The following is a 23822-nucleotide window of genomic DNA, read 5'->3' on the forward strand; positions in this document are numbered from 1 at the left end:
GTGCCGCGGCGAGCGTGCCGCCGGACGAGGCGCGGGAGCGGGCGGCCACGCCCGCGTCGACATGGAAGCCGATGGTGCGCTCGATCCCCGGCGGCACCGCCGCGGCGAACACGGCGTCGACATAGGCGCGGTCGTGCGCCAGGGCGATCAAATCCGCATCCGCCGGCTCCGGCCTCAGAAAGCCGCCCGGCGCGAGGCCGCGCTCGCTCAGCACCTCGGCGAGCCGCCCGTATTTGCGCATCGGAAAGCGATGCCCCTCGGGCAGGGCCGCCTCGTAGGCGGGATGGAACAGGATCGGGACCACGCGCCGGATCACCTCATACCTCTGAAGCCGCTGTCATACGGCTGATATCGGCCGGCCGCTAAGGCAGCCGGATGCGCGCCTCCGATCCTCGACCGGTGGCGATGCGGACTCACGAAGGGATCGCGGATGGTCGGCAACGTCGAGACCCCAACCCTTGTTGCCCTGTCGCTGTGCGGCCTGCTGACCTTGATCCACCTCGTCAGCATCGCGCTGGCCGCCAGCCGTCTCGGCCGGAGCCGAGGGGTTTCGGCCTTCCCGGCCGGCGCTCCCGTCTCGCTGGTGCGCCCGGTCTGCGGGCTCGAGACCTTCAGCGAGGAGACGCTCGGTCGCGGCTTCGCCCTCGACTATCCGGATTACGAGATCGTCTTCTGCGTCGCGGATGCAGGCGACCCGGTGCTACCGCTGGTGCGCCGGCTTATGGCGGCCCATCCGGCCGTTCCGGCCCGGATCGTCGTCGGCGACGTGCGGGTGAGCGACAACCCGAAGCTCAACAACTGCGTAAAGGGCTGGGAGGCGGCGCGGCACGACTGGGTTGTGCTTGCCGATTCCAACGTCCTGATGCCGCACGATTATCTGCAGCAGCTGCAATCGGCCTGGCGGGCCGACACCGGCCTCGTCTGCTCGACGCCGATCGGCACGCGGCCCGAGGGGTTTTTCGCCGAGATCGAGTGCGCCTTCCTCAACACGCTGCAGGCGCGCTGGCAATATTCCGGCGCCGCCCTCGGCTTCGGCTTCGCCCAGGGCAAGAGCATGCTCTGGCACAAGCCGTTCCTGGAGGAGCGCGGCAGCATCCGTGCGCTCGGCGCCGAGATCGCCGAGGATGCGGCGGCGACGAAGCTCGTGCGGGCGGCCGGCCGCAAGGTCCATCTCGTGGCCGCGCCGTTCGGCCAGCCGCTGGGGCGGCGCAAGCTCTCGGAGGTGTGGTCGCGGCAACTGCGCTGGGCACGGCTTCGGCGGATCACGTTCCCGGTCTTTTTCGCGCCCGAGATCGGGATCGGCGCGCTGTTTCCGTTCACGCTCGCGGCTGCGCTGGCCGGCACGGCCGAGGCGGCCGCCGGCCTGACGCTCATGGCCCTGCTCTGGTACGGAGCCGAGTTCGCGCTGGCCCGCCATGCCGGCTGGTACCGTCCGGTCCGCCTGCTGCTGGCGATGCTGGTGCGGGACGCGATGCTGCCGGCGGTCTGGTCCGGCGCCTGGTTCCGCAGCGCCATCGTCTGGCGGGGCAACGCCATGGACATCCGCAGGGCGCCGCTGCGCTTGCGGCCGAGGGCGACGGCGGCGTAACCGCACGACCCGTCATTCCAGGGCGCCGAAGGCGAACCCGGAACCCACCCGACATGCTGAGGCCAGTCGTGAGTTCCGGGTTCCGTTGCGCGGCCCCGGAATGAAGGAAGTCGCTACGGTATTCCCAAGATCTTGTGCGTCTGCAGCGAGAGCCGCCAGCGCGCGTCGCTCCGGCAATAGGCGATGGCGGCCTGGGTGTTGGCGATGCGGTCCGGCCCATCCATAGGCTGTAGGAAGCGGCGAACGAAGGCGAGATCGGCGAAGCGCTCGGGCTCCGCGCCGACTTGCGGAAACACGAGTTTCAACTCGTGGCCGCTAGTCTGCACCAGCGGATTGCCGGCCTTGGGGCTGACGCAGATCCAGTCGATCCCGTCCGGTGCCGGCAAGGTGCCGTTGGTCTCCACCGCGATTTCGAAGCCGTGCCCGTGCACCGCCTCGATCAATCCAGGGTCGAGTTGCAGCAGCGGCTCGCCGCCGGTGAAGACCACGAAACGGTCGGTTTCGCCGCCCTGCCACGTCCGGTCGATCGCGGTCGCGAGGTCGGCTGGGGTTGCGAAGCGTCCCCCTCCTTCGCCGTTCATGCCGACGAAATCCGTGTCGCAGAAACGGCAGGCGGCATCCGCCCGGTCCTCCTCGCGGCCGGACCAGAGGTTGCAACCCGTGAAGCGGCAGAACACGGCGGCCCGGCCGGCCTGAGCGCCCTCGCCCTGAAGGGTGTGAAACACTTCCTTGACCGCGTAGGCCATCGCTCATCCCGCCGGCCGACCGGCATGTCCGTCGGATCGTTGCCCCCGCAGATAACGCCAGCGCGCCTGGACCGCCACCGGGCTGCCGCTCCCCATGTCCCGGACGCAATGCGAAGCCGAGATCGATGGGGACAACCCGCTTCGCCTTGCTCTTGCCACGGAGGTTGCGTTGAACATCGGCATCGCGCGCTCGACACTGCGCCGGCCTCCATGCATCGCCCATGTGGCCGGTGCAGCGCCGGGAGCGCCTGTCCCCAAGCCTCTCGCGACTGAGACCTTTTCGATGCTGAACCGGGTTCTTGGACGGGTCATCGGCGCGGTCGCCGTGCTTGCCGCGCTCGCAGGCCATGCCGGCGCCGTCACCGCGCCGATCGTCGTGGTCGAGGTCGATTCCGGCAAGGTGATCTACAGCCAGGGCGCCACCGACCCGTGGTACCCCGCCTCGATCACCAAGCTGATGACCACCTACGTCGCCCTCGACATGGTGCGCCAGGGCAAGGTCTCCCTCGACACGCTGCTGACGATCTCGGCCCAGGCCGCCGCGGAGCCGCCCTCGAAGATGGGCTTCAAGCCGGGCACGCAGCTGACGCTCGACAACGCCCTGAAGATCATCATGGTCAAGTCGGCCAACGATGTGGCCTGGGCGATCGGCGAGAACCTCGGCGGCTCAGTCGACGGCTTTGCCGACATGATGAACGAGACCGCGCGCCGGATCGGCATGCGCGAGAGCCGCTGGTACAATCCCAACGGGTTGCCTGAGCCGCGCCAGTGGACCTCGGCCCGCGACATGGCGATTTTGGGCCGCGCCCTGATGCGCGACTTCCCCGACCAGCAGGCCCTGTTCTCGATCTCGGCGATCCAGTTCGGCAAGGCCGTGATGGCGAACCACAACGGCCTGCTCGGCCGCTATGCCGGGGCCGACGGCATGAAGACCGGGTTCATCTGCTCGGGCGGCTTCAACGTCGTGGCGAGCGCCACCCGTAACGGCCGCCGCATCATCACCGTGGTGATGGGCCAGCCGAGCGCCCGCGAGCGCGACCTCAAGGCCGCCGACCTGTTCGATTACGGCTTCAGCCAATCCGCCGGCTGGAGTGCGCCGACGCTCGAAGCATTGCCCTCGTCGAGCACCAGCGAACCGCCGGACATGCGCCCCTATATCTGCGACCGGAAGAAACCGATGCCGGTCGACGAGGGCCAGGCCGCCATCACCTCGAGCGCTCCGGCCGGCGCCGACAACGCCTTCTCACAGCTTCTCGGCGCGACCCAGGGGGCTGCCGCCCCCGTCGCCCTCGCCACGATCAACAGCGCCAACATGCGCGGCCGCAGCCTTCCGCCGCGCGCTCCGCTGCAGCCGATCGCGGTCTGGACCGGCAGCAGCCCGGCCGCAGGCGCGGCGGCGCTCGCGCAGCAGGAGGAGGAGGCCAGGAACAGCAAGGCCGCCAAGCTGGCCGCGGCAAAGGAAAAGCGCGAGGCTGCGAGGGAGGCGGCCAAGCAGGCCAAGGCCGAGAAGGCCGCCAAGGTCCGCGCCGCCGCGGTGACCGCGCCGCACCAGCACGGGAAGGCCGGCGTCCCCGCCACGACGAGCGCCTACACTGCCGTCGACGGGGCCGAGAAGAAGCCCACCAAGGTGCCTGCGAAGGCCGCGGTGAAGTCCGCTCCGGCCGCTGCGGCCAAGCCTGCCGCCAAGGCGGCGGCGAAGCCGGTGCCGAAGAAGAAGAGCGCTGCTGCGAGCGAGTAGAATTGCCGGACCGATCCCGATCCTGTTCACTCATCGGGCCGCCGGGGCTGGCGTGAGGAAAACCTCCGCTTGCTAATTTCCGGCCGGTCCATAATCTCTACGACCATGTCTTTCGAGTTCGCCTATCGGTATCGGCAGGACGCACCGGCATCGGGCCTTCGGGAACTCGATCGGGTGGCGCTGACTGCTATCGTGACGAGCGACGACGGTTGTGAACTGCCTCCCGGCTCCGAGGGGACTATCCTCGGCATCTACAATCACGGCGAAGCCTACGTGGTCGAGTTCGCCGCGCCGGTGGGCGCACTCGCCAACGTCGAGGCTCGGCATCTGCGCCTGCTCGAGCGCGCGAGCCTTTGACGGACGGATTCGTCGCGGTCACGTGGGTCGTAGAGCACGCGAAGATCACGCGCTATCTGCTCGATCTCTCGCACAAGGAGGGCGGCTCAAAAGCCAAGTATCTGCTTGCGCTCGGCTTTACGCCCGACGATCCCGAGACATTGGCATCCGCCCTGGTCCGACACGCTCTGGCCCATATGCCGGGTCGCCATGTGGATCCACCGATAGGCCTTCGACGTGTCATCTTCGAAGGCGAAACCGAAACGCCGGATGGTCGATCGTTGAGCATCTGCGCTGTCTGGGAACTCACGACTTTGACCGAAATCCGTCTCATCACCGTTGTACCGCTGACGAAGTAGCTGCGGAGCGCTCCCAAGACGCCGAAGTCGCGGTGCGGACGCCCGGCACCTCCCTTCCGGCTGACCTCTCACTGAGACCAAGCTTCACGACATGCCCCAAGAGAACGGCCGCCCGACGCCGATCCCGCTGACCGTGCTCACGGGCTTCCTCGGCGCTGGCAAGACCACGCTCCTGAACCGGCTCCTGCAGGACCCGGCCCTGAGCGATACCGTTGTGATCGTGAACGAATTCGGCGAGATCGGGCTCGATCACCTCCTCGTCGAGACGGTCGACGAGGACATGATCCTGCTCGGTGCCGGCTGCCTGTGCTGCACGGTGCGGGGGGATCTGATCGCGGCCCTCGAAGACCTGCTGCGGAAGCGCGACAACGGCCGCATCAAGGCGTTTCGCCGGGTCGTCATCGAGACGACGGGCCTCGCCGACCCTGCCCCGATCCTGCACGCTCTGATTGCGCATCCCTACCTGTCGTTGCGGTTCCGGCTGCAGGGCGTCGTCACCGTGGTCGATGCCGTCAACGGCTGCTCGACCCTCGACGAACACCCGGAGGCCGTGCGGCAGGCCGCCGTCGCCGACATCTTGGTGATGACGAAGCGCGACCTGGCCGGCGCCGAGCCCGACCAGCTGGCCGCGCGCCTTCGTCAGCTCAACCCTGGCGCGAGGCTGGAGGGTCCGGACGTGCCGGCCGAAACGCTGCTCGGGGGGTTGTTCGGGCTCGACGGCAAGAGTGCGGACGTGCGCGAATGGCTCGGTGCCGAGCATGCTGCCTCGGATCGTCACGGCGAGCACCGGGATCATCACCACGCTCACCATGGACACGGCCATCACCCCGGCCACGACCACCACCACGACGTGAACCGGCACGACGCGGCGATCCGCGCCTTCCACCTCGTCAGCGACACGCCGGTGCCGCGTCCGGCTTTCGAGATGTTCCTGGACCTGATCCGCTCGGCGCACGGCCCGAAGCTGCTGCGCCTCAAGGGGCTCGTCGCGATGGCCGACGATCCGGAGCGGCCGGTGGTGGTGCACGGCGTCCAGCACGTCGTCCACGCCCCGGTGACGCTTGACGCGTGGCCCGACGCGGACCGGCGCTCGCGCCTCGTCCTGATCGTGCGCGACCTCGACCCCGCCTTCGTCGAGCGGATCTGGGACGCCTTTCTCGGACGCCCCCGGATCGACGGGCCGGACGCGGCGGCGCTCTCCGACAATCCCCTCGCGATTCCGAACGGCTGATCGCGGATCGCGCGGTGTCGAACGCTCCAGGCACGACTTCGCCGGCTTTCGACCGATCGTTTTCGGACAAACCCGCGCGGCACCGTTCTTGAACCCTTAACCGCGTGTTCAAGGATGCACCGCCGTTTCGTCCCGCGACGGGACGGCGGTGCGAGGGATCGGGACGGATCGATGCAGCCGCGCTTCACCATCATCCAGGGCGGTCTGTCGGAGACGGCGCCGCGCGCCGTTCCGACAGCCGGCTCCAGGCCCGTCGTCCTGGTGACGGAGGGTCCGGTCTCAGGAAGTCCCAAGCCCGGCGCGTGGCGGGTGGAACTGCGCCGCCCTGCCGAGTTGCGCGAGGCGGAGATCGAGGAGTGGCGGGCGCTGGCCGCCCGCACCACGGATCTCGACCCCTTCTCCGATCCCGACTTCCTCGCCACCGCGGCCCTGCACGTGCCGCGCGGCAATGGCGGCGGCGTCGCCTTCGCCCTCGCCTTCTTCGACGGCGCGACCGGCATCGAGCGCCTGTGCGGCGTGATCCCGCTCGCCCTGCCCCATCGGATGTGGGGCGGACCGGCCGTCGCCCTCTGGCAGGCGCCGCTGACGCCGCGCGCCGTCGAGCCGGTCTTCGCGGAGGGGACTGCCGGCGATGCGATCGAAGCGGTGCTCGGTCACCTCGCCGAGACCAATGCGCGGGTGAGCCTGCGCCTGTCCGGTATTGCCACCGAGGGTGAGCTGTCGGCGGCTCTGCGCGCCGACCGGCGATTCCGCATCGTGGATCGCGCGGCGGCGCCGTCGATCCCCGAGGCCCAGTTCGTGAGCGTCGGCGCCCGCGAACCCGTCACCAGCGTCGAACGGATCGCCGCGCCCGACCGGATCCGCGACGCCGTCGAGTGCTTCCTGCTGGCCGATTCCCGCCGCGCCCGCCGCCCGCTTCTGGCCGACCCCGCCGCCGCGTCGACGGTTCGCGTCGTCTCCCGGCTGTTCGCCCGCCGCGGCCTGATCGAGGTCGAACTGCGCTCCGACCGGGGCGAGGTCGTCTCCGCCGCGATCCGCCTCGGCCGCGAGGGCGAGCGCGTGCTCTGGCGCTCCGTCGACCTCGACGAGGCTCAGCCGGTCCAGCCCCGCAGCGCCGACCTTGAGATCGCGCTGGCCGGCGCGGCGGAGCGGACGGCGTCCGTCAGGCTGGTGGTGTCGTAGGACGCCCCTTCGACCGGGCGGATACAACCCGGTCGAGGCCGACAGGATCGTCCGGCGCGTAGCGCGCTCGCGACGGCAGAGACGAGATTGCCGGGCTCGGCAGCGGCCCGGTCGCCGGAGCCGCACTGTTGCCCTTCGACAAGAAGAACTGAATTCAGGCGCGGAAGCGGTCCTCACGCAGATCCGAACTCTTGACACGACAAGGCCGAACGATAAGCATAATAAACTTCTAAATTCTGTCGCGATCTCAATAGATACGACTTCGGTTTTGCAGGGCCAAGGTGTCGGTATTATCCAGGTCGGTTCAATGGATAAAAAATAAGACCGGCTTTGCCGAGAACAGGCATTTGCTCCTCGATTTCGAGAGCATCGGCTACGATTGCGAGTTCGGGCTGGTCCAGCGTTATTGGGGTCTGGAACCGTTGGGGCTTTTTCGCTTCACATCGGCCCCGATAAACGAACTGATCGCAGCTCTGGATACTGATTTCATCGAATACGGAGCGGAGGGCGATCTCTCGATCTTCGAGGGTCCGGAGGACCACCTGTTTTGCCGTAGTACACGCTACGGTTTTTCCTACAATACCTGTTGCCTTGCCTCACAAACCGAGCCGAGTGCGATCGTCGACCGGGAATACAAGAAGGTTCGGTATCTCAAAGAGCGCTTCTTGGAGGACTTGGCTGCGGGCCAGAAGATCTTCGTTCGGAACGAGGTCGGTGACGCCGACGAGACCGAGAATCTCGCCCGCGCCCTGAGGCGGCACGGCCCCGCCACCCTGCTGTCGATCGTCGCGCCGACCGATCGCCGCCGCGCTGGCGATGTCGGATGGAGGGCGGACGGCATCATCGAGGCGACGATCGACACGGCGGTGCTCTTTCGACGAAGCGGTTCCGTTCCGCTCGAAGACTGGCTGACCGTGTGCGGACGAGCCCACGCCCTCGTGCACGGCCAAGATGCCGAGCCTGAGCCGGCGGACGATGCGGAGGCGCCTTGCGAGCCCTTCGATCGCGAGGGCCGGGACCGGTCGGATCCGTCGATCCATCTGCTGTCTTCGGACGAAGTCGTCCTGGCCTCCGCCTCCGCGCGCAAACTGCGAAGCGGAGAGATGTACGCCTTCTCGGCCTGGATCTGGTTGCCGGCCGACTTCGCCGGCACCCGCGTCGCGATCGACTTCCTGCCGGTTCGGTACGGCTACTTCGATGCCGATCTCTCGAAGCGGGAATGCTGGCAGCGGATCTGGGCGTCCTGCAAGCCGCGCGTCCAGGATACCGAGGTCCAGATCCGGCTCATCGGGCGAGGGCCGCCGAACGCATGCTTCTGGTCCGCGGACTGGCGGCTCGAGGCGAGCCCCTACCCGACGAGCAGGCCGGCTCCAATACCGCTTGTGGAGCTCCATCCGGACGAATTCGGCGATCGGGTCGAGCGCGCCTGAGCGTCGGTCATGCCGGCGGCTAGGATGGACGACGGTTGATAGAGTCGAAGCCTACCGCCGTCTGTATCGTGATGACCTCCGGGCAACCCGATCCCTCAAACGAACGCCACGTCCAGCATTTGCTCCGCCCGCGTGACGATACGGCACCGGCGCGACAGACCGTCGGCCGCGATCAGGAGCTTGAAGGTCTCGGGCAGGCCGATCGTCGTGCCGATCTTGAGGGAGGCGCTCTCGTCGGAGAGGCTGCGGACCGTGCAGTCGATGGCGCAGCGGCCGCCGTCGAACGAGATCTGGCCGGCCTTCAGCACCCGGCGCCGGGTCGCCGGCCCGGCGGTCTCCACGGGGTCGGCGGCGCGGCAGCGATTCCGGCCCTCGTGCTTGGCCGCGTAGAGGGCGGCGTCGGCGTTCTGCAGCAGGGCGTCCATCTCGGTGGTGGCGCCATCGAGGGCCGCGACGCCGAAGCTTGCGGTCACCTGTAGCGGGCCGTCGGGCGTCGGGGTCCGCTGATCCGCGATCGCCGCCCTGAGCTTCTCGGCCACCCGCAACGCCGAGGGCAGGCTCGTATAGGGCAGCAGGACCGCGAACTCCTCGCCGCCCATCCGGCCGAAGGCGTCGGACTTGCGGAGTTCCTCGCGGCAGGCGGCCGTCGCTGCGGCCAGAACCACGTCGCCGATCGCGTGGCCATGCCGGTCGTTGACCGACTTGAAGTGGTCGAGGTCGATCATGATGCAGGAGAGGTCGTGCCGGTGCCGATGGGCCAGGGCGAAGGCGCGGGAAAACTCCTCGCGGAAGGCGCGGCGGGACAGGGTGCCGGTCAGGCCGTCCGTCATGGCGAGAAGCCGCAATTCCAACTCGCTCATCACGATTCGCCCGAGATCGGTGAGTGTGTCGATCTGGTCGTCGAGGAAGCTGCGCGGCCTGGTATCCATCGCGCAGAGCGTGCCGATTCCGTGCCCTTCCGGGGTCAGCAGGGGGACGCCCGCATAGAACCGAATTCCCGGATCGCCGACGACGAAGGCGTTGGCGGCGAAGCGTGGGTCTTCCAGCGTGTCGGGCACGATCAGCGCGCGGTGCTCCCTGATGGCGACGTTGCACAGGGCCGGCCCCCGCGCCGTCTCGCAGGCGGCGATGCCGGCCCGGGACTTGAACCACTGGCGGTGCCCGTCGATCAGCGTGATGGTCGACATCGGCACGTCGAAGATCCGCCGCGTCAGCCGCGTGATCCGGTCGAAGGCCTCCTCGGCGGGCGTGTCGAGGATGTCGTAACGGTCGAGCGCGATCAGCCGCTCAGGCTCACGCATCGTTGCCTCGGCGGGCATGGCACGGCCTCGCGGGCGGTGGGTGAAGACGCTCGAAGCTAACGGTACCAAGCTTTACGAACTGTTCGCCCGACGACAAGCATACGGCGGCAATTCACGAAAATTCGATGCGAAAACTGGAAGTCGGTTTTCCGGAATTCGTGTCTTGCGGCCGCGCTTGCCGGGCCGTTTGCAGCACATCGCTGGCGGCTGATCCTTGAACGATACGTGTGTCCTCGCTTCTCGACGGCTGGAGCGCAGGCGAAAACCGCCGGGACGCCGTCGCGCCACAATCCGCAGCGCGCACGGCAACGCCACCCGGAGCCAGACCTGCGTTGGCTACGGGTGGCGTTGCCGTGTTCGTGACGGCGAGGCGGAGCGACGGCACGGCGGACACGCCACCGTGCCGTCGACGATCCGGCCTAGAGCTGGCTTGCGAAAAAGCGGGAACGGTTTTTCGCGCGAAGCCTGCTCTAAACTTTTGAAACGATCACGTTTTCTGCGTTCTGATCGATTCGATCAAAACGCAGCGTGATCTAGCGGTCGCCGAAGCCCGAGAGCAACTTCTCGATCTGCGCCATGCCGTTCTCGCGGGCCTTGGCCTCGGAGTGGTGGTTGCGATCGGAGCGCTGGGCCAGCTTGCCGTGCTTGCGGATCGCCCACTGATATGAGCCCCCGTCGGCCTTCGGCGGGATGATCTCCAGGGTGTAGGGGTGCGTCTCGTTATCGTTCATAGCGGTCTCATGCCACGCGTGGCTCTCCGAACCAAGATAGAACACGCGCAGTCGGCGTCGAATCGGCCTCTAATTGCCCCTCAACGTCGCGAGCCCGGCCCGGTCGGCGATCTCGATCTGGCCGCGGCGCAGCACCACAAGGCCGCCCTCGGCCCATTCGCCCAAGATGCGGCTGACTACCTCGCGCACGCTGCCGAGGTCGGAGGCGAGGCCTTGATGGGTCTTGGCGACGATGCCGCCGGCATCCGCCTCCACCAGCAGGCGGCGGGCGAGGCGCTGCTCCAGCGGCGCGAAGGCGATGTCGTCCACCAGGGTGAACAGGCTGGACAGGAGCTTGGTGTAGTCGTCGAGCACGAAGGCGCGGAATTCGGCGCTCTCGGCCATGAGCTGGCGGAACGTGTCCGTCGGCAGGGCGGCCAGTTCGGTGCGCGCCTCGGCGATGCTCTCGGCGGGGAAAGTGCCGCCCGAGAGCAGGCATTGCGTGGTGAGCACGCAGGTGCCGCCGCCAACGACCTTGTAGATCAGCATCTCGCGGCCCGCTTCCGACATCCGGAAGACACGGGTGCGCCCGTCGATGCACATCAGGTAGTCGGCGCAGGGGCCTTCGCGTTCGTAGGCGACGGCGTTCGCCTCCAGGACCGGGAAATGCACGGTGCCCCGCGCGATCTGGAGATGGGAGGCCGAGAAATTTCGGATGAGCGGAAAGCGCTCGATCCAGCGCTCGATCTGGTGGCTGTCCGGCATCCCTGGCACCCGCCTGTCGCCGGTCCGATGGCGTGATCGGCCGGCCATTCTTTCGTAGGTCTATCCCGCCGACAGGGTCGGCGATCCGGCATATCACTTTCCGGATCGGCCCAGAATACCGGACGTTGCAGAGTTCGGCGCTTCGGTGACCTGGGTCACAGACAGGCCGGCGGCGCAGGCATAAGAGTAACCTCAGAAGGCCTCCCGACGAAGAGCGGGAGCCGAGACGAGGAAACGCTGCCATGGGTCTCTCACACCGCCATGCCGTGCTGCCGGCCTTGTTCGCGGCCTCCCTGCTCGCCGGCACACTCGCGGCCAACGCCGCCGCGGGCGACGATGAGGCCACCCGCGCGTCGCGCTGGAAGGAGATCCGCGAGACGATCTTCGGCGACAGGGCGATCGAGCGCACCGAATCCGTCGTAAAGATCGACGCGCCGCAGCGCGCGGAGGACGCCTCGCTGGTGCCGATCACCCTGACCATGCCCGACAAGGACGCGATCAAGGGCGTCTCCTTCATCATCGACGACAACCCGACGCCGTATGCCGCGCATTTCGTCTTCGGCCCCGCCGCCGACCCGAGCTCGGTCAAGCTGCGGGTGCGGGTCAACAACTACTCCGACGTCCACGCCGTCGCCGAGACCAAGGACGGGCGGCTCTACGAGGCGACCCAGTATCTCAAGGCCTCCGGCGGCTGCTCGGCCCCGATGGGCATGAGCGACGAGGAGGCGATGCAGGGCATGGGCGACATGCGCGTGAAGTTCGGCGAGCAGGCGCCCGGCAAGCCGGTCCAGGCCACCCTGATGATCCGCCACCCGAACTTTTCGGGGATGCAGATGAACCAGGTCACGCGGGACTACACTCCCGCCCGCTTCATCCAGACGATCGCCGTGTCCTACGGCGACCGATCCGTCTTCACCATGGACGGCGACATCTCGATCGCGTCGAACCCGGTGATCAACTTCGCCTACATTCCCGAGGGCAAGGGGCCGATCAAGGTCGTCGCCTCCGACAACCAGGGCGGCCGCTGGGAGCACAGCTTCCCCGCACCCGCGCCGAGCAACTGAGCCGTTCGCGCGTTCCCCCGAAACCCCTCGAAGCGGGTCCGACCATGATCCCACGCCGAACCACCCTCGCCCTCGCGGCGCTCCTCGCCTTCGGCCTCGCGCCCTCCGCCCGGGCCGGCGAGAGCGTCGCCTACACGCCCGAGGCCTTCGAGGCCGCGCAGAAGGCCGGCAAGCCGATCCTCGTCGAGGTCAGCGCGCCCTGGTGCCCGATCTGCAAGACCCAGAAGCCGATCCTGGCCGGGATCCTGAAGGATCCGCGCTTCAAGGACCTGCAGATCTTCGACATCGACTTCGACAGCCAGAAACCGGCCCTGCGCAGCTTCAACGCCCGCACCCAAAGCACGCTGATCGCCTACAAGGGCGACAAGGAAGTCGGCCGCTCGGTCGGCGAGACCCAGCCGGAATGGATCGAGGGGCTGGTCGAGAAGGCGCTCTGAGGGCCTGCCATGGTCACGACCTTCGGCCTCGCCTTCCTCGCCGGCATCCTCTCGGTGCTCTCGCCCTGCGTGCTGCCGCTGCTGCCGCTGGTTCTCGGCGCGGCGGCCTCCGAGCATCGGTACGGGCCGGCGGCGCTGGCGGGAGGACTCGCGATCTCCTTCGTCGCGATCGGCCTGTTCGTCGCCACCATCGGCTTCTCGCTCGGGCTCGATACCGGCCTTTTCCGCACCGTCGCGGCAATCCTGCTGGTCGGCGTCGGGCTCGTGTTGATGCTGCCCGTGCTCCAGACCCGGCTCGCCACCGCCGCCGGCCCGGTGAGCGACTGGACGGAGACCCGCTTCGGCGGATTCTCGACCACGGGGCTCACCGGCCAGTTCGGCGTCGGCCTGCTGCTCGGCGCGGTCTGGAGCCCCTGCGTCGGCCCGACCCTCGGCGCCGCCTCGCTGCTGGCCTCGCAGGGCCGGGACCTCGGCGGTGTCGCCGTCACCATGCTGCTGTTCGGCCTCGGCGCGGCCCTGCCGCTCCTCGTCTTCGGCATGCTTTCGCGTGAGATGCTGATGCGCTGGCGCGACCGCATGATGAGTCTCGGCAAGGGGGTGAAGGCGGCGCTCGGCGCGATCCTCGTCGTCACCGGCCTCGTCATCGTCTCCGGCTTCGACAAGCGGCTCGAGACCGTGCTGGTCGACGCTTCGCCGGACTGGCTGACGCGTTTGACGACGCGGTTCTAGGGCACCACCGCCGACATCCCGGGTTCCGCTTCGCGGCCCGAGAATGACGGGGTGGGTCCGAGTCAGGACGCTGCCAGAAGCCGGCGTTGACCACCCGTAAACGCTGTTTTGGCAAGGTCTCCCAACGAGCGCCTGACCGGGCGACCCCGAGGAGGCCCCCTGCGTGGCTCGATTCCCGCGTTTCGTGCCCTTGGCGCCGGTTTCGGCCCTGGCGGTGCTCGCGCTCGCCTCCTGCGGGCCGGATGCCGACGGGCCGCCGCCGCCGCTGGTGCGCAGCTTCGTCGTGGCGCCGGGCGGGACCGGCGCGCAGCGCTTCACCGGCGTGGTGCGGGCCCGGACCGAGAGCGCGCTCGGCTTCCGCGTCGCCGGCAAGATCCTGGAGCGCCTCGCCGATCCGGGCGACCGGGTGAAGCGCGGCCAGCCGCTGATGCGCCTCGACCACGCCGACTTCACCCTGGCGCAGGCCTCGGCCAAGGCCAATGCCGACGCGGCCCGCGCCCAGATGGTCAAGACCGCGGCCGACGAGAAGCGCAGCCGGAAACTCGCCGCCGAAGGCTGGGTCTCGGTCCAGGCCTACGACCAGATCAAGGCGGCCGCCGATGCCGCCGCCGCGCAACTCGCCTCGGCGCAAGCCCAGGCCGGCCAGATCGAGAATCAGGCGGCCTATGCCGAACTCCAGGCCGATGCCGACGGCGTCGTCATGGAGGTGCCCGGCGAGCCGGGACAGGTGGTCGGCGCCGGCCAGACCGTGGTGCGCCTCGCCCGCGACGGCGCCCGCGAGGCCGAGGTCTTCTTGCCCGAGGGCGCCGAGCGCATGGCCCATGCGGACGCCACCGCCGCCCTCTATGCGAGCCACGATGCCGGCTTCCCCGCGCATCTGCGCGAGCTCTCGGCCATGGCCGATCCGGCGACGCGCACCTACCGGGCCCGCTACGTGCTGGAAGGCGCGGGCGAATCCGCGGCCCTCGGCGCCACGGTCACCGTCGCCCTGCAGGCGAGCCTGCGCGGCAACGATGCGAGCTTTTCGGTGCCTCTCGGCGCGCTCTTCGACAGCGGGGACGGCCCCTCCGTCTGGAAGATCGACCTCGCCACCCGCACCGTCGCCGCCCAGCCCGTGCTCGTGACCCGGATGCGCGAGGAAAGCGCCGACATCGCCTTCGGGCTCAGCGAGGGCGACCGCATCGTCGCCCTCGGCGCGCATCTCCTCAAGAACGGCCAGCGCGTGCGGGTCGCGGCGGAGCGCGTGGCGGACGCCGCGAAATGACCGGCTTCAACCTCTCGGCGCTGGCGGTCCGCGAGCGGGCGATCACGCTGTTCCTGATCATTGCGACGATCGGCGCCGGCTGCTTCGCCTTCGTGAAGCTCGGGCGCGCGGAAGACCCGTCCTTCACCGTGAAGACGCTGGTGGTGTCGGCCGCATGGCCCGGCGCTACGGCGGAAGAGATGCAGCGGCAGGTCGCCGACCCGCTCGAGAAGCGGCTGCAGGAGCTGACCTGGTACGACCGCGTCGAGACCACGGCGCGCCCCGGCCTCGTGCTGATGAAGCTCAACCTCAAGGACGGCACGCCCGCTGCCGAAGTGCCAGACCAGTTCTACCAGACCCGGAAGAAGCTCGCTGACACCGCGAGCAGCCTGCCCCGCGGTGCCTACGGCCCGTTCGTCAACGACGAATTCTCCGATGTCTATTTTTCGTTGTACGCCCTGCAGGCCCGGGACATGCCGCATCGGCATCTCGTCGCGCAGGCCGAAGATCTGCGGCAGCGACTGCTGCGCGTGCCCGGCGTCGGCAAGGTCAACATCCTCGGCGAGCAGTCCCAGAAGATCTTCGTCGAGATCTCGTATCAGCGGCTGGCGACGCTGGGCATCAGCGGTCAGGCACTGTTTTCGGCGATCGCGGCCCAGAACGACCTGACGCCGGGCGGCTTCGTCGAGACCGCCGGCCCGCGCACCTATCTGCGCCTCGACGGGGCGCTCGAAGGCATCGAGGCGGTGAAGGCGATCCCCGTCGGCACGGGCGGGCGCAGCCTCAAGCTCGGCGACGTCGCGGAGGTCACGCGCGGCTACGAAGATCCCAAGAGCTTCGTCATTCGCAACGACGGCGAGCCGGCCCTGCTTCTCGGCCTCGTGATGAAGCCCGGCACCAATGGCCTCAGCCTCGGTGCGGCGCTCTCCAAGGAAGAAACCGCGATCCGCTCGGCCCTTCCCGCCGGCCTAAGACTCGAAAAGATCTCGGATCAGGCCAAGGTCATCGACGAATCCATCGACGAGTTCATGGTGAAGTTCTTCACCGCGCTCGCCGTCGTCGTCGGCGTCAGCCTGCTGACGCTCGGCCTGCGCGTCGGCCTCGTCGTGGCGCTCGCCGTGCCGCTGACGCTCTCGGCGGTGTTCGTGGTGATGATGGCCACCGGCCGCGATTTCGACCGGATCACGCTGGGCGCGCTCATCCTCTCCCTCGGCCTGCTCGTCGACGACGCCATCATCGCCATCGAAATGATGGTGGTGCGCATGGAGGAAGGCGCCGACCGGATCAGCGCCGCCACGCATGTGTGGGGCACCACGGCTTTGCCGATGCTGTCGGGCACGATCATCACCATCGCCGGCTTCCTGCCTGTCGGCTTCGGCCGGTCCACTGCCGGAGAATATGCCGGCAACATCTTTTGGGTTGTCGCGTTCTCGCTGATCGTGAGCTGGTTCGTTGCCGTAACCTTCACGCCCTATCTCGGTGTGAAGCTGCTGCCGCAGATCAGCCAAGTCGAGGGCGGCCACGACGCGATCTACGCCACCAAGCACTACGCGCGCCTGCGCCGGCTGGTGCGCCTCTGCGTCGACCGGAAGAAGCTCGTCGCCGGCCTGACGCTCGGCCTGTTCGTGCTGTCGGCGGCCGGGGCCGGCCTCGTCGAGCAGCAGTTCTTCCCGAATTCCGACCGGCCGGAGCTGATCGTCGAGGTCAACATGCCGCCGGGCACGGCCTTCGACGTTACCGACGCTTCGGTGAAGCGGATCGAGGCGGCGCTCAGGGCCGAGCCGGAATCGAAGATCGTCACGGCCTATGTCGGCCAGGGGCTGCCGCGCTTCATCCTGCCGCTCGATCCCGAACTGCCCGATCCGGCCTTTGCGCAGATCGTCGTGCTCACCGGGAGCAGCCACGCCCGCGACGCGCTCAAGCTCAAGGCGCGGGCCATGGTCGATGCCGGGATGTTTCCGGAGGCGCGGGTGCGGGTGACGCAGTTCGTGTTCGGCCCGCCGGTGCGCTACCCGGTGCTGTTCCGGGTGATCGGCCCCGATCTCGACGAGCTCCGCAAGATCGCGGCGCGGGTGCGCGACGTCGTCGCCGCCAACCCCGACATGCGCCTCGCCCATCTCGACTGGGGCGACAAGACCCCGAACCTGCGCCTCGCCTTTGACCAGGAACGCCTGCGCCTGCTGGGCCTGAGCCCCCGCGATGCCGCGATGCAGCTCCAGACCATGCTGAACGGCGCCCCCGCCACGCAGGTTCGCGAAAACCTGCGCCCGGTCGATGTGATGGTGCGCAGCCCCTCCGCCGAGCGCCGCACCCTCGGCTCCATCGGCAGCATGACCCTGGTGACGAGCGACGGGAAGGCGGTGCCGCTCGCGCAGGTCGCCCGGCTCGAAAGCCGTACCGAGGACGCGGTGCTCAAGCGCTACGACCGCAACCCCTTCATCGCCGTGCAGGGCGACGTGCGCGATGGGCGGCAGCCGCCGGACGTGACGGCAAAGATCCTGCCGCTGCTGGAGCCGATCAAGGCCGGCCTGCGGCCGGGCTACCGCATCGAGACCGGCGGTTCCGTGGAGGACAGCGCCAAGGCGCAGGCGGCGCTCGGCGCGGTGTTCCCGCTGATGCTCGTCGTGACGCTGACCGTGCTGATGTTCCAGGTCCGCTCGTTCTCGACCATGTTCATGGTGCTCGCCACGGCTCCGCTCGGCCTCTGCGGCGCGGTGCCGACGCTTCTCGTCTTCGGCCAGGCCTTCGGCTTCAATGCCATCCTCGGCCTGATCGGGCTGTCGGGCATCCTGATGCGCAACACCCTGATCCTCGTCGATCAGATCGACCGCGAGAAGGCGGCCGGCCTCTCGGACTACGACGCCATCGTCGAATCGACCGTGCGCCGCGCCCGGCCGGTGGTCCTGACGGCGCTGGCCGCCATGCTCGCCTTCATCCCCCTCACCCACTCGATGTTCTGGGGCGCACTCGCCTACGTGCTGATCGGCGGCGTCGGCGTCGGCACGGTGCTGACGCTGCTGTTCCTGCCGGCTTTGTATGCGCTGTGGTTCAGGGTGGCGGCGCCGGTCGGGGAGGATGCGGCAGAGGACTGGCTGCCGGCGGAGCCGATCCGGGCGTAGCCATGCATCCGGCTCCTACCACCGAGGCAAACGCAACCCGGCATCGACACCCATTCGTGCGCCCATCGTTCGGCTGCAGAGCTATTCTGGGTCGGATACTGTCCAGGGATTCACGATGGTGAGGCCGCAATTCGCGAAGCCGCCGATATCGCGTGTGGCGATGAAGCCCCCGGCAGCCAGTGTCGCCGCCGCAATCAGGGCATCGAAGCCTTCGATTGGCATCCCTGCCCGGCGTCGTTCTGCCACGATGCGGGCGAAATGAGGTGCGGCTTCCGCTGCGAATGGGAGAATCCGCCCAGCGAATTCTTCGGCAAACATGGCCTCGACCAGCGCAGCGGCTCCGTCGCGGCGCTTTCCGGCCGGCATGGCTGCGATCCCGTACAGAATCTCGGCGCGATTGATACTGGTCGGATAGAGCGCATCGCGTGGTTGCGCGGCTACCCAGGCGGTAACGGCCGGGTTCGGTTCGGGCCGCATGAGTTCGGAGATCACGTTCGTGTCGAGCACGATCATCGATCGAGGTGGGTGGGGTCCGTGATCGCGACGGGCGGATGCGGTTCCAATTCGATCCCACCTATGCGCGCGAAACGGCGTCGGATCGCCTCGGCCAAATTGAGTTCGGACGGTGGTGGGTTCGTCAAAATCTCGGCGAGGATACGGTGTGCCTCGTCTTCCGCGCTGCGGCCGTTACGGGTCGTCCGGTCGCGAAGACTGGCGTTTACGCGCGCGTCGAGATTTCAGATCGTCAGCGTCGTCATGCTCGTATCTCGAAGACCGCTTCGGGCAAGGTACGCAAAGCTCATCGATCGAGCAATCTGCGATCGCAGCACGCGACGAAAACCCGGACAGTCGAAGCTCCGCCAACCGACCAGAGGCTGTAACGACCCAATAACCTTGTCGAATTCATTGTGCTTCGGAAAACCGAAACCATCTCTGGACATCATCCGTTAAGTGAGTCCGAAGGCCTCGGCGCCAACGCCTTCAGAATTAAGCCAAAAACAAGCCGCGCCCGCAAAACTCTTTCCATTACGCGCAACGACAAGCGCGACAGGCGGGCACGTCATGAGCATCACCGACACCAGCGACCCAGGTCGGTCCGGCCTCACCGGCAGCGCGCGCGATTTCCGCGTCCCGGCCGGCGCAAACCTGCTGGAGCGCGGCGACGGCTTTTTCGCGTGGCAGGAGGAGCGGCGGCAGGCCGGCTATTGGCCGTTCTCGCGCTCCACCGAGACCCGCCCCGGCACCGCCTGCCGGGCGCGCGACGACGGCGGCAATCCGATCGAGGGCATCAACTTCTCCTCGCAGGACTATCTCAGCCTCGCCGCTCACCCCGAGATCGCCGAGGTCGCCACCGATGCCGTGAAGCGCTTCGGCGTCCACAGCGCTGGCTCGGCCGTGCTCGTCGGCAACACCGCGAGTTCGGTGGCCCTGGAGTGCCGCATCGCCGACTTCCTCGAGATGGAGCAGGCGGTGCTCTACCCCACCGGCTGGGCAGCCGGTTACGGCGTCATCCGCGGGCTCGTGCGCTCGGCCGACCACATCGTGATGGACGCACTTTCCCATGTCTGCCTGCAGGAGGGCGCCGGCGCTTCGACCCGGAACATCTCCCTGTTCCGCCATCTCGACCTCGACCATTGTCGGGCGAAGCTCGCCGCGATCCGGGCGAAGGACACGCAGAACGGCATCATGGTCATCACCGAGGGCCTGTTCTCGATGGACTCGGACACGCCCGACCTCGCGGCGATGCAGGAGCTCTGCGACGAATTTGGCGCGACGCTGATGGTCGACGTCGCCCACGATCTCGGCGCGCTGGGTGCGGAGGGACGCGGCCATATCGGCATCCAGGGGATGCTCGGGAAGGTCGACCTCGTGATGGGCAGCTTCTCCAAGACCTTCGCCTCGAATGGCGGCTTCGTCGCCACCAACCGGCGCACGATCAAGGAGTACCTGCGTTACTACAGCCCCTCGACGACCTTCTCGAATGCGCTCTCGCCGGTGCAGACGGCGGTGATCGGCAAGGCCTTCGACATCGTCGCCTCGGATGAAGGCAGGGCCTTGCGCGAAACACTGATGCGCAACGTCGTCAGCCTGCGCGCGCAATTCGCGGAGGCCGGCCTCGACGTCTACGGCGACCCCTCCGCCATTGTTTGCGCCAAGGTCGGAGCGGAGAGCACCGCCCGCATGGTCAGCCGCCGCCTGCCGACGCTGGGGCTGCTCGCTAACCTCGTCGAGTACCCGGCGGTGGCCAAGGGCGCCGCCCGCTTCCGCCTGCAGGTCATGGCCGGCCATTCCGAGGAGAACATCCGCCACGCGGTGCGCGCGATCGAGCTCGCGGTGGACGAGGCGCGCATCATGGCGGCGGTGCGCGAGGCGCGCGCCCTGGCCATGGCGGCGTAGAGCCTCGCCGAGGGCGCGCATCGCCACCGTTCCGGCTATACCGGCCCCGGTGATCCCCGCTCAACCCCGCCCCTTCCTCGACGTCGCGCGGTCCGTGCTCGGCCGGCCCTGGCGCGAGCGCTGTGCCGGCCCGTCGCAGCACGCCTTCGCCACGACGATGACCCAGGCGCACGGCCTGCCGGACCTGCTCGCGCGCATCCTCGCCAGCCGCGGCGTCCGGCCGGATCAGGCGGAAAAGTTCCTGGCCCCGAAGATCCGAGACCTGATGCCGGACCCGTCCGTGCTCGTCGACATGGAGGCCGCCGTCGACCGGCTCGCCCGTGCCGTCACCGCCCGCGAGCCGGTGGCCATCTTCGGCGATTACGACGTCGACGGCGCTGCGAGCGCCGCGCTGCTGGCCGGCTATCTCCGCAGTTTCGACGTGCCGGTGCAGATCTGGATCCCCGATCGCATCACCGAGGGCTACGGCCCCAACGTCGCGGCGGTGACGACGCTGGCTGAGGGCGGCGCGCGCCTCCTCGTCTGCGTCGATTGCGGCACGGCAGGCCACGCCCCCCTGGAAGCCGCCAAGGCTCTCGGCCTCGACACCGTCGTGCTCGACCACCACGCCGCCACCGAACACTTGCCGCCGACGGTGGCGCTGGTGAACCCCAACCGGCTCGACGACCTGTCGGGCCTCGGCCATCTCTGCGCGGCCGGGGTGGTGTTCCTGACGCTCGTCGCCCTGAACCGCCGGCTGCGCGGGCTCGGCGCCTTCGCCACTCGCGAAGAACCGGCGCTCACCGATTCCCTCGACCTCGTCGCGCTCGCCACCGTCGCCGACGTCGTGCCGCTGCTCGGCCTCAACCGCGCCTTCGTGGTGCAGGGCCTGACCGTGATGCGCGGCCGGGGACGGCCGGGGATCGCCGCCCTGTTCGACGCGGCGGGCCTCAGCGAGCCGCCGGAAGCCTGGCATCTCGGCTATCTCGTCGGGCCGCGCATCAATGCGGGCGGGCGCATCGGCGATGCCGGCCTCGGCGCGCGGCTGCTGGGCACCGCCGACCCCGTCGAGGCCACCCGCATCGCCGCCGAACTCGATCGTCTCAACCGCGAGCGGCAGGCGATCGAGGCGCTGGCCGTCGAGGAGGCCGAGGCCGCCATGGACCGCGACCTGATGGCCGAGCCCGACCGGCCGGTCCTCGTTACCGGATCGCCTGAATGGCACCCCGGCATCGTTGGGCTGATCGCGGCGCGTCTGAAGGAGCGCTTCGGCCGCCCGGCCTTCGCTTTCGCGATCCGCCCCGACGGCACCGCCACCGGCTCCGGCCGCTCGATCCTCGGGGCCGATCTCGGCCGCGCCGTGCACGCCGCGGTCGAGGCGGGCCTGGCACTGAAAGGCGGGGGCCACGCCATGGCCGCGGGCGTCACCCTGCCCTCTTCGGATTTTTCCGCCTTCACCACGCATCTCGCGACCGCCCTCGCCTCGGCCGTGGCCGAAGCCCGCGAGGCGGAGGCACTGCTGATCGACGGCACCGTCAGCGCCGGCGGCGCCAGTGCCGAACTCGTGAAAACCATCCAGCGCGCCGGGCCCTTCGGCCAGGGTGCGCCGGAGCCGGTCCTCGTCCTCCCCCGCCACCGCCTCGTCGACGCGGCGGTGGTCGGCAACGGGCACGTCCGCGCCCGGTTTCGGAGCCGCGACGGCCAGACCGTCGGCGCCATCGCCTTCCGGGTCGCGCAGGGGCCGCTCGGGATGGCGCTGCTCGGCGGCGTCGGCCAGGACTTCCACGTCGCCGGCACCCTCTCCACCGACCGCTGGCGCGGGGCCGAGCGCGCGCAGTTGCGCATCAGCGATCTCGCGGCACCGGAGTGACACTGCGGGACACGGTGCTCACGACCCGCGCGATCCAGTTGACACCCGGAAACGCCCTCACCATAAGGACGCCCTGTCGAGACCACCCCTTGGGGCGGTCCTGCGGTTTGGGGGAATGTCCCGAGCGGCAAAGGGGGCGGACTGTAAATCCGCTGCGTAAGCTTCGTAGGTTCGAGTCCTACTTCCCCCACCAAACCAGCCTGATCGACACATCTTCTCAACGCCGCGGCGCCATGCTATCCGGCGCCGCATGCGGGTGTAGCTCAATGGTAGAGCAGCAGCCTTCCAAGCTGAATACCCGGGTTCGATTCCCGGTACCCGCTCCAACTTTCTCCTCGACTAAAGCCTTCACATTGCTGCGCTTTCAGCCTAGCGGTCTGCCGATAGGCTGGCGTTGCGGTTTCCGTCTCACAGTTTTGTCTCACACAGCGATCCTTGCGGCCGGCTGATGCTCCGACGTTTCACAGGGACGGTCGCTTTCATCACCGCAGTGTTTGGAGGCTGTGGCGGGGCCTACGCCGGCAAGGCGCCCGGCCGCAGGGCTGTCTCGGATGACCACGCCTCCGCGGTCTCGATCAGCCGGTATCGGGCGCAAGATGGACTCGGTCCTGTCCAGGTGGACGCGGGCCTAACTAGAGCCGCCGCCTATTCTGCGAGGGCGAACGCCGCGGCCGGCTCCCTCAGCCACGATGCCGGCGGTAGATAGAGCAGCACGAGACGATCTCAGCGTGCCGGCGCCATTCACCCTCGCTCAACCCTTCGCCGGCATCCTTCCATCCAAGCCGCGTTGCGTATTGGCTATCCGTCGTGTGGACACGACAAGACCCCGCTAGCCTGACCTGTTCGGGCGGCGGGGTCATCCCGTGGATCTCAGAGTAGCTGATGACCGACCATCGCTCGATGCCGGTACTTGTCGTGGACGACGTGCCGGCCGTGGTGGCTGTAGTGCGTGCTGTGCTGGGTCAGATCGGATTTCCGGATGTCGATGAGGCTGCCGATGGCACGGCCGCCCTAGCGGCGATGACCGAGCGTCGTTACGGCCTTGTGATCTCCGATTGGAATATGAGCCCGATGACCGGGTACGAGCTCCTACGCCGCGTTCGCGCTGATGAAAGCCTACGCGAGACGCCCTTTGTCATGATGACGACCCCAACGCAGGCCGAAAACTTCGTTCGAGCTCGGCAGGCGGGCGTCAATCGCTGCTTACTCAAACCGTTCTCCCCGGCGGCCCTGCGAACGGCAATCGAAGGACTCTGCGGGACTGCCTCATCGCCACGAGCCAACAGCGCGGCTTTTTTGCTGTAGCCCCAACGGTAGCACCGCCGGCCGAACGGCAGGCCGTGGAGTAATCGAACAATCTCGTTCCGAGACCGCCGCGGGTATCTTCGGCAGGTCTCCCATTAAGCCAGAGAGAGCATTCTGCCGATCGAGCCGCGTCGCGTATCAGGCTCAACCCGCTGGTGAGATCGTCGACCTCCCCCGCCGACCCGTGATCAGATCGGGCGGCGGGGTCGAGCCGGCAACGCGAGGCAAATCTGTCGGCAAGCCGACAAAAGCTGAACCGCTGTCGCTCATGTGAGTTGTGGGGGCCTGGGTAC

General features: G+C 68.3%; 20 protein-coding genes, 2 tRNA genes and 1 pseudogene. 17 read left to right on the forward strand and 6 right to left on the reverse strand.

Annotation, left to right across the window (positions count from 1 at the left end; genetic code table 11):
- Nucleotides 1–304, reverse strand: a pseudogene (locus tag FV217_RS12920) (histone deacetylase); the annotation flags it as partial.
- 126 nt (nt 305–430) lie between these two features.
- Between FV217_RS12920 and FV217_RS12925 the strand changes: the two are divergent.
- Nucleotides 431–1588, forward strand: coding sequence for a ceramide glucosyltransferase (locus tag FV217_RS12925; protein WP_147817593.1), 1158 nt, complete (start codon nt 431–433; stop codon nt 1586–1588).
- Nucleotides 1589–1701: 113 nt separating this feature from the next.
- Here FV217_RS12925 and queE read toward each other — a convergent pair whose 3' ends face one another.
- The gene (gene queE, locus FV217_RS12930; RefSeq protein WP_147817594.1) at nt 1702–2334 is read right to left on the reverse strand and encodes a 7-carboxy-7-deazaguanine synthase; all 633 of its coding nucleotides are present in this window, start codon (nt 2332–2334) and stop codon (nt 1702–1704) included.
- Nucleotides 2335–2617: 283 nt separating this feature from the next.
- Between queE and FV217_RS12935 the strand changes: the two genes are divergently transcribed.
- The 6 genes from FV217_RS12935 to FV217_RS12960 all read left to right on the forward strand — a co-directional run bounded on the left by FV217_RS12935 (nt 2618) and on the right by FV217_RS12960 (nt 8610).
- Entirely contained in the window at nt 2618–4072 is a 1455-nt protein-coding gene (locus FV217_RS12935) for a D-alanyl-D-alanine carboxypeptidase family protein (protein ID WP_147817595.1), read from the forward strand.
- A gap of 105 nt (nt 4073–4177) precedes the next feature.
- Nucleotides 4178–4429, forward strand: coding sequence for a DUF4926 domain-containing protein (locus FV217_RS12940; protein WP_147817596.1), 252 nt, complete (start codon nt 4178–4180; stop codon nt 4427–4429).
- Complete coding sequence (locus tag FV217_RS12945; protein WP_147817597.1) at nt 4426–4767, forward strand: DUF6883 domain-containing protein; 342 nt, start codon at nt 4426–4428, stop codon at nt 4765–4767. The genes FV217_RS12940 and FV217_RS12945 overlap by 4 nt, the downstream gene beginning before the upstream one ends.
- A gap of 91 nt (nt 4768–4858) precedes the next feature.
- Nucleotides 4859–5998, forward strand: coding sequence for a GTP-binding protein (locus FV217_RS12950; RefSeq protein ID WP_147817598.1), 1140 nt, complete (start codon nt 4859–4861; stop codon nt 5996–5998).
- A gap of 171 nt (nt 5999–6169) precedes the next feature.
- Complete coding sequence (locus FV217_RS12955; RefSeq protein ID WP_147817599.1) at nt 6170–7180, forward strand: hypothetical protein; 1011 nt, start codon at nt 6170–6172, stop codon at nt 7178–7180.
- A gap of 347 nt (nt 7181–7527) precedes the next feature.
- Nucleotides 7528–8610 (forward strand): hypothetical protein, encoded by a 1083-nt coding sequence (locus FV217_RS12960; RefSeq protein ID WP_147817600.1) that lies wholly within the window; start codon nt 7528–7530, stop codon nt 8608–8610.
- Between the two features lie 95 nt (nt 8611–8705).
- On the opposite strand, the gene FV217_RS12965 is transcribed toward FV217_RS12960, so the two are convergent.
- From FV217_RS12965 to FV217_RS12975, 3 genes are all read right to left on the reverse strand, one after another.
- Nucleotides 8706–9929 carry a sensor domain-containing diguanylate cyclase gene (locus tag FV217_RS12965; RefSeq protein ID WP_147817601.1) on the reverse strand — a complete coding sequence of 408 codons (1224 nt, stop codon included), beginning with the start codon at nt 9927–9929 and terminating at the stop codon, nt 8706–8708.
- A 515-nt stretch (nt 9930–10444) separates the two neighbouring features.
- On the reverse strand, nt 10445–10642 hold the full coding sequence (locus FV217_RS12970) for a hypothetical protein (RefSeq protein WP_147079201.1): 198 nt from the start codon (nt 10640–10642) through the stop codon (nt 10445–10447).
- Between the two features lie 69 nt (nt 10643–10711).
- Nucleotides 10712–11386 carry a Crp/Fnr family transcriptional regulator gene (locus FV217_RS12975; RefSeq protein WP_147817602.1) on the reverse strand — a complete coding sequence of 225 codons (675 nt, stop codon included), beginning with the start codon at nt 11384–11386 and terminating at the stop codon, nt 10712–10714.
- A gap of 242 nt (nt 11387–11628) precedes the next feature.
- Here FV217_RS12975 and FV217_RS12980 point away from each other — a divergent pair, with 242 nt between their 5' ends.
- From FV217_RS12980 to FV217_RS13000, 5 genes are all read left to right on the forward strand, one after another.
- Nucleotides 11629–12450, forward strand: a complete 822-nt coding sequence (locus FV217_RS12980; protein WP_147817603.1) for a quinoprotein dehydrogenase-associated SoxYZ-like carrier — start codon at nt 11629–11631, stop codon at nt 12448–12450.
- Between the two features lie 44 nt (nt 12451–12494).
- Nucleotides 12495–12887: a thioredoxin family protein gene (locus tag FV217_RS12985; protein ID WP_147817604.1), complete on the forward strand. Its 393-nt coding sequence runs from the start codon at nt 12495–12497 to the stop codon at nt 12885–12887.
- 9 nt (nt 12888–12896) lie between these two features.
- On the forward strand, nt 12897–13616 hold the full coding sequence (locus FV217_RS12990; protein WP_147817605.1) for a cytochrome c biogenesis protein CcdA: 720 nt from the start codon (nt 12897–12899) through the stop codon (nt 13614–13616).
- A 163-nt stretch (nt 13617–13779) separates the two neighbouring features.
- Nucleotides 13780–14880, forward strand: a complete 1101-nt coding sequence (locus FV217_RS12995; protein WP_238232239.1) for an efflux RND transporter periplasmic adaptor subunit — start codon at nt 13780–13782, stop codon at nt 14878–14880.
- Nucleotides 14877–17978: an efflux RND transporter permease subunit gene (locus tag FV217_RS13000; protein WP_147817606.1), complete on the forward strand. Its 3102-nt coding sequence runs from the start codon at nt 14877–14879 to the stop codon at nt 17976–17978. The genes FV217_RS12995 and FV217_RS13000 overlap by 4 nt, the downstream gene beginning before the upstream one ends.
- 81 nt (nt 17979–18059) lie before the next feature.
- On the opposite strand, the gene FV217_RS13005 is transcribed toward FV217_RS13000, so the two are convergent.
- Nucleotides 18060–18491 carry a type II toxin-antitoxin system VapC family toxin gene (locus tag FV217_RS13005; protein ID WP_147817607.1) on the reverse strand — a complete coding sequence of 144 codons (432 nt, stop codon included), beginning with the start codon at nt 18489–18491 and terminating at the stop codon, nt 18060–18062.
- 549 nt (nt 18492–19040) lie between these two features.
- Here FV217_RS13005 and FV217_RS13015 point away from each other — a divergent pair.
- From FV217_RS13015 to FV217_RS13035, 5 genes are all read left to right on the forward strand, one after another.
- Nucleotides 19041–20375, forward strand: coding sequence for an aminotransferase class I/II-fold pyridoxal phosphate-dependent enzyme (locus FV217_RS13015; protein ID WP_147817608.1), 1335 nt, complete (start codon nt 19041–19043; stop codon nt 20373–20375).
- A gap of 157 nt (nt 20376–20532) precedes the next feature.
- The gene (recJ, locus tag FV217_RS13020) at nt 20533–22224 is read left to right on the forward strand and encodes a single-stranded-DNA-specific exonuclease RecJ (RefSeq protein ID WP_238232260.1); all 1692 of its coding nucleotides are present in this window, start codon (nt 20533–20535) and stop codon (nt 22222–22224) included.
- Between the two features lie 109 nt (nt 22225–22333).
- Nucleotides 22334–22417 (forward strand) — tRNA-Tyr (locus FV217_RS13025).
- A gap of 59 nt (nt 22418–22476) precedes the next feature.
- Nucleotides 22477–22550 (forward strand) — tRNA-Gly (locus FV217_RS13030).
- A gap of 556 nt (nt 22551–23106) precedes the next feature.
- On the forward strand, nt 23107–23529 hold the full coding sequence (locus FV217_RS13035; RefSeq protein WP_147817609.1) for a response regulator: 423 nt from the start codon (nt 23107–23109) through the stop codon (nt 23527–23529).
- The last annotated feature ends 293 nt before the right edge of the window (nt 23530–23822 follow it).

The organism is Methylobacterium sp. WL9 (assembly GCF_008040035.1).
In the GTDB taxonomy this organism is placed as follows: Bacteria; Pseudomonadota; Alphaproteobacteria; order Rhizobiales; family Beijerinckiaceae; genus Methylobacterium; species Methylobacterium thuringiense.

What these genes read in the sequence shown, in the direction of transcription:
- FV217_RS12940 (WP_147817596.1), top strand. Translation starts at nt 4,178, where the DNA reads ATGTCTTTCGAGTTCGCCTATCGGTATCGGCAGGACGCACCGGCATCG.
- FV217_RS12935 (WP_147817595.1), top strand. Translation starts at nt 2,618, where the DNA reads ATGCTGAACCGGGTTCTTGGACGGGTCATCGGCGCGGTCGCCGTGCTT.
- recJ (WP_238232260.1), top strand. Translation starts at nt 20,533, where the DNA reads ATGACCCAGGCGCACGGCCTGCCGGACCTGCTCGCGCGCATCCTCGCC.
- FV217_RS12975 (WP_147817602.1), bottom strand. Translation starts at nt 11,386, where the DNA reads ATGCCGGACAGCCACCAGATCGAGCGCTGGATCGAGCGCTTTCCGCTC.
- FV217_RS12970 (WP_147079201.1), bottom strand. Translation starts at nt 10,642, where the DNA reads ATGAACGATAACGAGACGCACCCCTACACCCTGGAGATCATCCCGCCG.
- FV217_RS13000 (WP_147817606.1), top strand. Translation starts at nt 14,877, where the DNA reads ATGACCGGCTTCAACCTCTCGGCGCTGGCGGTCCGCGAGCGGGCGATC.
- FV217_RS12955 (WP_147817599.1), top strand. Translation starts at nt 6,170, where the DNA reads ATGCAGCCGCGCTTCACCATCATCCAGGGCGGTCTGTCGGAGACGGCG.
- queE (WP_147817594.1), bottom strand. Translation starts at nt 2,334, where the DNA reads ATGGCCTACGCGGTCAAGGAAGTGTTTCACACCCTTCAGGGCGAGGGC.
- FV217_RS12965 (WP_147817601.1), bottom strand. Translation starts at nt 9,929, where the DNA reads ATGCCCGCCGAGGCAACGATGCGTGAGCCTGAGCGGCTGATCGCGCTC.
- FV217_RS12980 (WP_147817603.1), top strand. Translation starts at nt 11,629, where the DNA reads ATGGGTCTCTCACACCGCCATGCCGTGCTGCCGGCCTTGTTCGCGGCC.
- FV217_RS13015 (WP_147817608.1), top strand. Translation starts at nt 19,041, where the DNA reads ATGAGCATCACCGACACCAGCGACCCAGGTCGGTCCGGCCTCACCGGC.
- FV217_RS13005 (WP_147817607.1), bottom strand. Translation starts at nt 18,491, where the DNA reads ATGATCGTGCTCGACACGAACGTGATCTCCGAACTCATGCGGCCCGAA.
- FV217_RS12985 (WP_147817604.1), top strand. Translation starts at nt 12,495, where the DNA reads ATGATCCCACGCCGAACCACCCTCGCCCTCGCGGCGCTCCTCGCCTTC.
- FV217_RS12990 (WP_147817605.1), top strand. Translation starts at nt 12,897, where the DNA reads ATGGTCACGACCTTCGGCCTCGCCTTCCTCGCCGGCATCCTCTCGGTG.
- FV217_RS12925 (WP_147817593.1), top strand. Translation starts at nt 431, where the DNA reads ATGGTCGGCAACGTCGAGACCCCAACCCTTGTTGCCCTGTCGCTGTGC.
- FV217_RS13035 (WP_147817609.1), top strand. Translation starts at nt 23,107, where the DNA reads ATGACCGACCATCGCTCGATGCCGGTACTTGTCGTGGACGACGTGCCG.
- FV217_RS12950 (WP_147817598.1), top strand. Translation starts at nt 4,859, where the DNA reads ATGCCCCAAGAGAACGGCCGCCCGACGCCGATCCCGCTGACCGTGCTC.